This is a genomic window from Gordonia sp. i37, from assembly GCF_002043085.1.
Classification (GTDB): domain Bacteria; phylum Actinomycetota; class Actinomycetes; order Mycobacteriales; family Mycobacteriaceae; genus Gordonia; species Gordonia polyisoprenivorans.
The window spans coordinates 1-9297 of sequence record NZ_MVPX01000134.1 but is presented as its reverse complement, the minus strand read 5'-3'; the positions used below and the strand labels follow the sequence as shown (position 1 = coordinate 9297).

Annotated in this window: 10 protein-coding genes and 2 pseudogenes; 8 read left to right on the top strand and 4 right to left on the bottom strand. The window is 66.0% G+C overall.

Going from position 1 to position 9297, the window contains the following annotated elements; genetic code table 11:
• Together B1964_RS06390 and B1964_RS06385 are read right to left on the bottom strand one after the other, a co-directional pair.
• A pseudogene (locus B1964_RS06390) lies at nt 1–290 on the bottom strand (thymidine phosphorylase); the annotation flags it as partial.
• Nucleotides 287–730 carry a cytidine deaminase gene (locus B1964_RS06385; protein ID WP_290440679.1) on the bottom strand — a complete coding sequence of 148 codons (444 nt, stop codon included), beginning with the start codon at nt 728–730 and terminating at the stop codon, nt 287–289. The pseudogene B1964_RS06390 and the gene B1964_RS06385, both read right to left, overlap by 4 nt.
• A gap of 226 nt (nt 731–956) precedes the next feature.
• On the opposite strand from B1964_RS06385, the gene sdhC reads away from it, so the two are divergent.
• The 4 genes from sdhC to B1964_RS06365 are packed head-to-tail and all read left to right on the top strand — an operon-like array spanning nt 957 to nt 4431.
• Complete coding sequence (gene sdhC / locus B1964_RS06380; protein WP_014359531.1) at nt 957–1364, top strand: succinate dehydrogenase, cytochrome b556 subunit; 408 nt, start codon at nt 957–959, stop codon at nt 1362–1364.
• A 12-nt stretch (nt 1365–1376) separates the two neighbouring features.
• Nucleotides 1377–1829: a succinate dehydrogenase hydrophobic membrane anchor subunit gene (locus tag B1964_RS06375; protein ID WP_079929261.1), complete on the top strand. Its 453-nt coding sequence runs from the start codon at nt 1377–1379 to the stop codon at nt 1827–1829.
• A 59-nt stretch (nt 1830–1888) separates the two neighbouring features.
• On the top strand, nt 1889–3643 hold the full coding sequence (sdhA, locus tag B1964_RS06370) for a succinate dehydrogenase flavoprotein subunit (protein ID WP_006367507.1): 1755 nt from the start codon (nt 1889–1891) through the stop codon (nt 3641–3643).
• A complete protein-coding gene (locus tag B1964_RS06365; protein ID WP_006367508.1) occupies nt 3643–4431 on the top strand; it encodes a succinate dehydrogenase iron-sulfur subunit in 789 nt (262 codons plus the stop codon). Before sdhA ends, B1964_RS06365 begins: the two co-directional genes overlap by 1 nt.
• 114 nt (nt 4432–4545) lie before the next feature.
• Here B1964_RS06365 and B1964_RS06360 read toward each other — a convergent pair whose 3' ends face one another.
• Complete coding sequence (locus tag B1964_RS06360) at nt 4546–5109, bottom strand: Uma2 family endonuclease (protein WP_079929260.1); 564 nt, start codon at nt 5107–5109, stop codon at nt 4546–4548.
• 130 nt (nt 5110–5239) lie between these two features.
• On the opposite strand from B1964_RS06360, the gene B1964_RS06355 reads away from it, so the two are divergent.
• The 4 genes from B1964_RS06355 (at nt 5240) to B1964_RS06340 (ending at nt 8951) form a co-directional block, all read left to right on the top strand.
• On the top strand, nt 5240–5701 hold the full coding sequence (locus tag B1964_RS06355; RefSeq protein WP_079929262.1) for a hypothetical protein: 462 nt from the start codon (nt 5240–5242) through the stop codon (nt 5699–5701).
• Between the two features lie 121 nt (nt 5702–5822).
• Entirely contained in the window at nt 5823–7343 is a 1521-nt protein-coding gene (locus B1964_RS06350; RefSeq protein ID WP_079929259.1) for an APC family permease, read from the top strand.
• Nucleotides 7333–8235, top strand: a complete 903-nt coding sequence (locus B1964_RS06345) for a universal stress protein (protein ID WP_006367512.1) — start codon at nt 7333–7335, stop codon at nt 8233–8235. The genes B1964_RS06350 and B1964_RS06345 overlap by 11 nt, the downstream gene beginning before the upstream one ends.
• Nucleotides 8232–8951 (top strand): type 1 glutamine amidotransferase, encoded by a 720-nt coding sequence (locus tag B1964_RS06340; protein ID WP_079929258.1) that lies wholly within the window; start codon nt 8232–8234, stop codon nt 8949–8951. Before B1964_RS06345 ends, B1964_RS06340 begins: the two co-directional genes overlap by 4 nt.
• A 3-nt stretch (nt 8952–8954) precedes the next feature.
• Here B1964_RS06340 and B1964_RS06335 read toward each other — a convergent pair.
• A pseudogene (locus tag B1964_RS06335) lies at nt 8955–9297 on the bottom strand (TetR/AcrR family transcriptional regulator); the annotation flags it as partial.

The window sequence follows — 9297 nt, the reverse complement described above, 5'->3', positions numbered from 1 at the left end:
ACCCCGCCGGTGGAATGCTTGTCGACGGTGCGAAGCGGCCGACCGTCGCGGCGCAGATCGCCGAAGTCCGCGCGCCGCCCGCTGTCGATCATCGCCTGCGTCCAGGTGGCGATCTCACGACGGTCCATGCCGCGCAGCACGATCGCCATCAGCAACGCCGACATCTGCTCCGGCGCGACCGATCCCCGCGTGTAGCCGTCGACCACCCACCGGATCTGGCCGTCGCTCAGCGAACCGCCGTCGCGTTTGGTGGCGATCACCGAGATCGCATCGATGATCTCGGGGTTCATCGCCGCCCTCCGTCGCTGTCGAGGGTTCCGTCGCTGTCGAGGGTTCCGGCGCCGAGATCGTCGGGCCCGAATGCGTACGGCAACAATTCGGCGAGCCGCAGGGGCCCGTCGGCATGGTCGACGAGCAGATCCGCCCCGCCGAACTCCCAGAGCACCTGTCGGCACCGTCCGCACGGCATCAGCACCACCCCACGCGAGTCGCAGACGCTCACCGCACGCAGTCGTGATCGGCCCGATCCGATCAGTGCCGACACCAACGAGACCTCGGCGCAGACACCGAGTCCGTATGAGACATTTTCCACATTGCCACCGGCCACCATATCGCCCTCGACGGTGAGCCCGGCAGCACCGACCGGGAAGCGGGAGTAGGGCGCATAGGCGCGGGCGATCATCTCATTCGCCTTGTGGCGCAACATCTTCCAATCGATTTCAGCAGACAGGGCAAACTCCCGGTGAACAGTGCGGGGCCGGATCACACTCACCGGCACATCGTCGAAGCAATGGTAAGGCAAACCTAAGTCGGAATCTCTTGTCGCCCAAATCTGTTCGGGCAGTTTTCGACCACCCTCAGCATAGGTTTAGAGTCTGTTGCATGGGTCCGTGGTGGAGCCTGAAGATGCAGGCTGCCACCAGAGTCCATCGACGATGTTGGAGGCCGATTTCGCAATGAGCACCCCGACCGACACCGCACCCGACCCGGTGCGCAAGCGATCTCTTTATCGAGGCGACCCCGGGATGTGGTCGTGGGTGCTCCACCGGATCACCGGTGTCACCATCTTCTTCTTCCTGTTCGTCCACGTTCTGGACACCGCGGTCATCCGGATCGATCCGAACAAGTATTCCGAGATCATCGAGACCTACAAGACGCCGATCATCGGCCTCATGGAGATCGGTCTCGTCGCCTGTGTGCTGTACCACGCCCTCAACGGCGTGCGCATCATCCTTGTCGACTTCTGGTCGAAGGGCGCCAAGTACCAGCGGCAGATGCTGTGGACGATCCTCACGCTGTTCGTGATCGTCTTCGCCGCCGCGGCGGTGCGGCTCCTGCAGATTCTCATCGAGCACTCGTTCTAGGAGAGATCACCGATGACCGCATCCTTCCCACACCTGGCCAAGACGCTCGGCACCGACTACGACCGGCCGGCCAGCCTCGACAATCCGCGCGCGCCGCGTGCCCGCAAGGGCGGCAACTTCGAGAAGTACGCGTGGCTGTTCATGCGCTTCTCCGGCCTGGCGCTGATCATCCTGACCATCGGGCACATGTTCATCATGTTGGCCTGGGACAACGGTGTGCACCGCATCGACGCCTCCTTCGTGGCGGCGCGGTGGAAGGAACCCTTCTGGCAGATCTGGGACCTGACGATGCTGTGGCTGGCCCAGTTGCACGGCGGCAACGGTGTGCGCACCGTCATCGCCGACTACTCGCGCAAGGACTCCACCCGGTTCTGGCTCAACGTGCTGCTCGGGATCTCGATGATCCTCGTGCTGGTGCTCGGTACCTACGCGCTTCTGACCTTTGACGTCAACAGCGTCAACTGACGCCACGGACTCTCGTCTCTGACGCCCCGCCCTCGTCGACTCCAGGAGATTCGAAACACATGCAGGAACACCGCTACGACGTCCTGATCGTCGGTGCCGGCGGCGCCGGGATGCGCGCGGCGATCGAGGCCGCCCCCCGCGCCCGCACCGCTGTGCTCACAAAGCTCTATCCCACCCGCAGCCACACCGGCGCGGCGCAGGGCGGCATGTGTGCCGCGCTGGCCAACGTCGAGGAGGACAACTGGGAGTGGCACACCTTCGACACCGTCAAGGGTGGTGACTACATCGTCGATCAGGACGCCGCCGAGATCATGGCCAAGGAGGCCATCGACGCGGTGCTCGACCTGGAGAAGATGGGTCTGCCGTTCAACCGCACCCCCGAGGGCCGTATCGATCAGCGACGTTTCGGTGGCCACACCCGCGATCACGGCAAGGCACCGGTCCGGCGTGCGTGTTACGCCGCCGACCGCACCGGCCACATGATCCTGCAGACGCTGTATCAGAACTGCGTCAAGCACGACGTCGAGTTCTTCAACGAGTACTACGCGCTCGATCTCTGCCTCAGCGAGAACGAGGCCGGCGAGCCCGTCGCCACCGGGATCGTCGCCTACGAGCTCGCCACCGGCGAGATCCACGTCTTCCACGCCAAGTCGATCATCTTCGCGACCGGCGGTTCGGGTCGTATGTACAAGACAACCTCCAACGCCCACACCCTCACCGGTGACGGCATGGGCATCGTGTTCCGCAAGGGACTTCCGTTGGAGGACATGGAGTTCCACCAGTTCCATCCGACCGGCCTGGCCGGGCTGGGCATCCTCATCTCCGAGGCGGTCCGCGGCGAGGGCGGCATCCTGCGCAACGTGGACGGCGAACGCTTCATGGAGCGCTACGCCCCCACCATCAAGGACCTTGCACCTCGCGACATCGTCGCGCGGTCGATGGTCCTCGAGGTCCTCGAAGGCCGGGGCGCCGGCCCGAACAAGGACTACGTCTACATCGACGTGACGCACCTCGGCGAGGACGTCCTCAACGAGAAGCTCCCCGACATCACCGAGTTCGCCCGCACCTACCTCGGCGTCGACCCGGTGACCGAATGGGTGCCGGTGTTCCCGACCTGCCACTACGTGATGGGCGGCATCCCCACCACCATCGAAGGTCAGGTCCTGCGCAACGCGACCGATGTGGTCCATGGCCTCTACGCCGCCGGTGAGTGCGCGTGCGTGTCGGTGCACGGCGCCAACCGCCTGGGCACCAACTCGCTGCTCGACATCAACGTCTTTGGTCGTCGGGCCGGGATCGCCGCCGCGGAGTACGCCAACTCCGCCGAGCTCACCGAGCTGCCGGAGAACCCGACCGCGATGGTCGACGCGTGGCTCGAGACGATCCTGTCCGAGCACGGACACGAGCGGGTCGCCGACATCCGGACCGAGTTGCAGGCCTCGATGGACGCCAATGCGTCGGTGTTCCGCACCGAGGAGACCCTCAAGCAGGCGCTCACCGACATCCATGCGCTCAAGGAGCGCTACGCCCACATCCGTGTGCACGACAAGGGCAAGCGGTTCAACTCCGATCTGCTCGAGGCCATCGAACTCGGCTTCCTGCTGGAGATGGCCGAGGTCACCGTGGTCGGCGCGCTGAACCGCAAGGAGTCGCGTGGCGGCCACGCCCGCGAGGACTATCCCAACCGCGACGACGTCAACTACATGCGGCACACGATGGCCTACAAGAAGGGCGACGATCTGCTCAGCGACATCGAGCTGGATTGGAAGCCCGTCATCCAGACCCGCTACGAGCCGATGGAGCGTAAGTACTGATGACAGTGACCATGGAGAATCCGGCTCCCTCGTCCGACGATCCGCCATTGCCCGCGGTTCCGGACGAGGCGACGATGGTGACGCTGAAGATCTACCGGTTCAACCCGGAGAACCCCGACGCACAGGGTTTCGAGAGCTTCCGCGTCCCGGCCCTGCCGACCGACCGCCTCCTGAACCTGTTGCTCTATGTGAAGGGCTACCTCGACGGCACGCTCACCTTCCGGCGCAGTTGTGCCCACGGGGTGTGCGGCTCGGACGCCATGCGCATCAACGGCGTGAACCGGCTCGCCTGCAAGCTGCTGATGAAGGACTTGCTCCCGAAGGACAAGAACAAGGAGATCACCATCACCATCGAGCCCATCAAGGGGCTTCCGGTGGAGAAGGATCTCGTGGTCAATATGGAGCCGTTCTTCGACGCCTACCGGGCGATCAAACCGTTCCTGATCACCAGCGGCAACGAGCCGACCCGTGAGCGCATCCAGTCCGCGGCCGACCGCGCCCGTTTCGACGACACCACCAAGTGCATCCTGTGCGCGTGCTGCACCACCAGCTGCCCGGTGTTCTGGAACGAGGGCAGCTATTACGGCCCGGCAGCGATCGTCAACGCACACCGCTTCATCTTCGACAGTCGTGACGAGGGCGCCGTCGAGCGTCTCGACATCCTCAACGACATCGACGGCGTGTGGCGCTGCCGCACCACCTTCAACTGCACCGACGCCTGCCCGCGTGGCATCCAGGTCACCCAGGCGATCCAGGAGGTCAAGCGCGCACTCATGTTCTCGCGCTGACCTTTTCGCAGCTGACCGTTTCGCAGCGGGACACAAGCCACCTCTGCAGCCCCGATTCAGGCCCGCACCCTTCCGGTGCGGGCCTGAATTGTCGGACGAGGCCGGGGTGCCGATTCAGTCGACGAGGTCGGCCGGCACGATGTCGACGGCGAACGGCGCGGTCACCGCGAGACATTCCTCGCCGACGGCCGTGCCGGAATCGACGTAGGCCGCGTCGACCAGCGACCAGGTGGTGATCGAGGTCGGTACAGCGGGATCGACGACCCAATAGTGCGCGCACCCGCCCCGCCGGAGCCTGTCCTTCTTCAGCAGCATGTCCACTCCTCGCGTCGACGGCGACGCGACCTCGATCGCGAGCGTCGGCGCCTGTGGGAGGTTGGTCTCGGCGAACGCCGACCGGGGCGCCACGAGGAGATCCGTCTGCAGGCAGGTGTCCTCGGCGAGCACCACATCCAGCGGGGCGAACAACACCTCGAGGTCCGGCGGACACGCGGCATGTAGCAGCAGGTGCAGCCTCGCCACGACTCGCTGGTGCCGAGGCGTAGGGGCCGGACTCACGATCAGGACCCCGTCGAGAAGCTCGTAGCGCCAGCCGTCATCGGGCATGGACTCCAGGTCCGCGTACGTCAGACCGCTGCCGTGCGGCAGGCCCAGGATCTCGGTGGTCACGGTTGTCATGGTAAGTCGCCTCCCGGTTCACGGCGACAAGCATGATGCACAACCGGTCCGTGCCGACCGCACCGCAACTGCCTGTGGACAACCCGCGACCCGCCGGAACCGATCCGGCGTCCGCTGCGTCCAATCGATCATGACTCACCTGATCGCCCGCCCGCATCCGCTCGTCCTACTCCTCGTCCTCGCCGTCGTATCGGTGGCGTGCCTAGCCGCGGGCCTCACCCCGCCGCCGGTGGCGGCATCGACGGATCTCACGAATCCGTCTGCGCCCCAATCTCCTTCGCCCCAATCTCCTTCGACACCCCTGACCATCACAATCGCCTCCGACGAGGAGGTCAACGAGCAGTTGCTCTGGTACGACGCGAACGGCCGACCACGACATCAGTTCGACGTGAAGCTCACCGATCACGACTCGCAGGCCGATCAATGGACAGGCTCGTTGACCCTGCCCCCCACCGACGACCGCCGGCACACGCACCGTGTGGTGTTCATCTCCGGCGGCGAGGTCGCACACTGCACCGTCACCTCCGGCACCCGGGCGGTGGCGACCGACGACGCCGAGGGGCCTGCGGCGATGGCGGTCTGCGAGTGGTGAAACATCCGACAAACATCCCGTTCACGACGGATTCCATGATAATTCTGGATTGTTGTCACTAATTCCGTCATCACGCTGCGCGCTGATGACGGAAACCCTACTCTGTCTCCAGCACACGGACATGAGTGGGAGCAAGACATTGACCGAAAGCGTTCACGCCGAGATCCAGGGCGACAAGGGTTTACGAGCCGGTTCCATCGGCCTCGTCGGCAATGTGATCATCGGGCTGTCGGCGGTGGCGCCGGCCTACAGCCTGGCGGCCACGTTGGGGTATGTGGTGGCCGCGGTCCACACCAAGGCGCCGGCGATGTTCGTCGTCGCCTTCATCCCGATGTTGCTGGTGGCGTTCGCCTACCGCGAACTGGCGAAGGACACCCCGGACTGCGGAACGACCTTCACCTGGGGAACCAAGGCGTTCGGCCCGTGGGTCGGTTGGATCGGCGGATGGGGGCTGGCCGTGTCGGCCATCATCGTGCTGGCCAACGTCGCCGAGATCGCCGCGGTGTATCTGCTCAAATTCCTCGGCCTGGAGACCCTCGCCGACACCTTATGGGTCAAGGTGCTGCTCGGTTGTCTGTTCATCGCAGGGATGACCTGGGTGAGTATCCGGGGCATCGTCATCAGCGAGCGATTGCTCTCGGCCCTGATGTTCATCCAGTTCGGCGTCCTGATCCTCGCGAGTGTCATCGCGCTGGTCAAGGTCGGCACGGGACATGCCGGCCCGCAAGCGATCTCACCGGAGTGGAGCTGGCTCTGGCCCAGCGGACTGAGCCAATCCGAGATCGCGGCCGCGGTGATCCTGTGCATCTTCATCTACTGGGGGTGGGATGCCTGCCTGGCCGTGGGCGAGGAGACCAAGGATCCGGAGAAGACGCCCGGCCGGGCCGCGGTGATCACCTGCCTGATCCTTGTCGCGACGTATGTACTCGTGGCCTATGCGGTCCAGGCTTTCGCCGGCTTCGGCGACACCGGTATCGGACTCAACAACCCCGAGAACGCCGACGACGTGCTGACGATTCTCGGCAAACCGGTGGCCGGCGGCATCCTCGCCGCCGCACTGCTGCTGACGGTGAGCGTCTCGGCCATCTCCTCGACCCAGTCGACGATCCTGCCGACCGCCCGGGGCAGCCTGTCGATGGCGGTGTACAAGGCGATCCCGGATCGCTTCGCGAAGATCCACCCGCGCTACATGACACCGGCGTTCGGCACCGCGGTGATGGGCATCTCGGCGTTGGCCTTCTACCTCGTCCTGTCCATCGCAAGCCAGAACACATTGGCCGACTCGATCGCCTCGCTCGGACTCGCTGTGGCGTTCTACTACGGCATCACCGCCTACTCCTCGGTCTGGTACTTCCGGCGGACGCTGTTCGACTCCGCCCGCAACTTCTTCATGCGCGGTCTGTTCCCACTCCTCGGCGGCATCGCGATGACATGGGCGTTTCTCAAGAGCGCCATCGACATGTTCAACCCCGACTACGGCTACACCTCGGTCGGCCCGGTCGGCGGCGTGTTCATCCTCGGCGTCGGCATGCTGGTGCTCGGCATCCCGCTCATGTTGGCCTGCTTCGCCCAACGCCGAGAGTTCTTCCAGGGCAAGACACTGACCGCCACGACCGAAGTGAAGGTTCCCGATGTCTACTGACTCCCCCGCACGCCCGAGGCTGACCGTCGGCTATCTCGCCACGCCGTCGGGCGATGACGGTATCGCCCTCGCGGTCGCGATCGCCCGGAAGACCGGTGCGGCCATCGATCTCGTGTGCGTGGTCCACCCCGTCCCCTACGACGGACACCCCGGCGTCGAGCAGTATCAGGCTCGACTGGAGAACCAGGCCGCTACCTGGCTGGCCGCAGGCGCCGCACGCATCCCCGACGACATCGAGACACGCACGGTGGTGGTGGTCGACGAGTCGTTCACCGACGGTCTCATCGGTCTGGCCCAGCAGGCCCGCGCCGAGATGATCGTGGTCGGCGGTACCGGGGATGGGCTGATCAGCCGGCACACGCTGGGTACGGTCAGCACCGAATTGCTGCACTCGGCACCGCTACCGGTGGCGCTCGCCCCACGCGGGTACGCCGACCGGACCGGGGTCGCCCTCGACATGGTCACCGTTGCGGTGCCGGTCAAGCCCACCACCAGCAATCCCCTGCCCTTCGCGCTGGCATTCGCCGAACAGGCGCACCTGGATCTGCGTCTGGTCTCCCTGGTCTCGCTGGAGTCGCCCTTCGACGACGACGTCTCGCGCAGTGCGCGTGCGCGTCGCGTCGAGGTGGTCCGGGATCTGCTGGAGAAGACGCGGGCCACCGTCGACTCCGACCTCGACATCGAGGTGCTCGTCGCCGACGGACCCACGCTCGACGAGGCCCTCGACAATCTGCAGTGGGATGACAACGATCTCGTGGCGGTCGGCTCGGGTCACCTCGGCGCCGAGAACCGGGTGTTCCTGGGCAGTACCGCAGCCCGCATCCTGCGCTGGACCACAGCGCCCGTACTCGTGGTGCCGCGCTCGGGCGACACCACGTCTGCCTCGTCATGACCCGGCCGACGATTCTCGAACTGCGCCATGCCGAATGCGAATCGCCGGGAACCTACGGCGCCGGACTGGCCGGCCTCGCCGACGTCCGTACCGTGCGCACCTGGCGAGAGGAGTTGCCGACCGATCCCCGGGACTTCGCCGGCATCCTCGTGATGGGCGGCCCGATGAGTGCCAACGACGGCGCCACACTGCCGTGGATCGACACCGAGATCGCCTTCCTCACCGCGGCGGTGGCCGCCGACGTCCCGATCTGGGGTGTCTGCCTCGGATCACAGCTACTCGCCCGCGCGCTGGGGGCGCGCGTGTTCACCGGGCCGGCCGGCGAGGTCGGTGTCGCCGAGGTGACGCTCACCGACGACGCTCGCACCGACCCGGTGTTCTCGGCGATCACCGAATCGACGTTCCCGGCGATGCACTGGCATTACGACACGTTCACACTCCCCGACGGAGCGACCCGACTGGCCGGCTCGCAGCGATACGAGAATCAGCTGTACCGCCACGGACCGCATTACGGGGTCCAGTTCCACCTCGAGGTCGACACCGATCTGCTGCGCGCATGGCTCGACGTCGAGGACTACCGCGGTGAACTCGTCGCCGCCCTCGGTCCCGGGGCACCGGCCTCCGTCGCCGCCGATGTCGCTGCCGCACAGACGATCACCGCGCCACTCGCGGCGACGCTGATCCGACGTTGGTTCGACTCCTTCGTCATCGGATAACCCTCACGCGTCGAGCACCTCGTCGATCCGAGCGAGGTACAGGCGCACCGCCTCGTCGATCAGATCGCCGGCCTCCGACTCCTCGACGAGCCCCCGCCCGCCGAGCGCGAGCAGCCCGTTGAGCCCGGCCCACGCGACCACCACCGCCCGCCGAATCCGGGTGCGCCGTGCCGGCGACCGACGTGCGGCGCCGCCACCCGGCCTGCCGACGATCGCGTCGATGACCATCTCGACGACAGCACGCAGCCGGTCGGCGATCTCGGTGCGCGCCACCACCACCGCGGGCGCCGCCGACTCGTCGACGTCGCTGAGCCCGAGCAGCCGAAACGCCAGCGGCTCCCCCCCC

Bases quoted from the DNA above. Each gene is read 5' to 3' on its own strand.
- sdhC (WP_014359531.1), top strand. From the start codon at position 957: ATGAGCACCCCGACCGACACCGCACCCGACCCGGTGCGCAAGCGATCT.
- B1964_RS06375 (WP_079929261.1), top strand. From the start codon at position 1,377: ATGACCGCATCCTTCCCACACCTGGCCAAGACGCTCGGCACCGACTAC.
- sdhA (WP_006367507.1), top strand. From the start codon at position 1,889: ATGCAGGAACACCGCTACGACGTCCTGATCGTCGGTGCCGGCGGCGCC.
- B1964_RS06365 (WP_006367508.1), top strand. From the start codon at position 3,643: ATGACAGTGACCATGGAGAATCCGGCTCCCTCGTCCGACGATCCGCCA.
- B1964_RS06360 (WP_079929260.1), bottom strand. From the start codon at position 5,109: ATGACAACCGTGACCACCGAGATCCTGGGCCTGCCGCACGGCAGCGGT.
- B1964_RS06355 (WP_079929262.1), top strand. From the start codon at position 5,240: ATGACTCACCTGATCGCCCGCCCGCATCCGCTCGTCCTACTCCTCGTC.
- B1964_RS06350 (WP_079929259.1), top strand. From the start codon at position 5,823: ATGAGTGGGAGCAAGACATTGACCGAAAGCGTTCACGCCGAGATCCAG.
- B1964_RS06345 (WP_006367512.1), top strand. From the start codon at position 7,333: ATGTCTACTGACTCCCCCGCACGCCCGAGGCTGACCGTCGGCTATCTC.
- B1964_RS06340 (WP_079929258.1), top strand. From the start codon at position 8,232: ATGACCCGGCCGACGATTCTCGAACTGCGCCATGCCGAATGCGAATCG.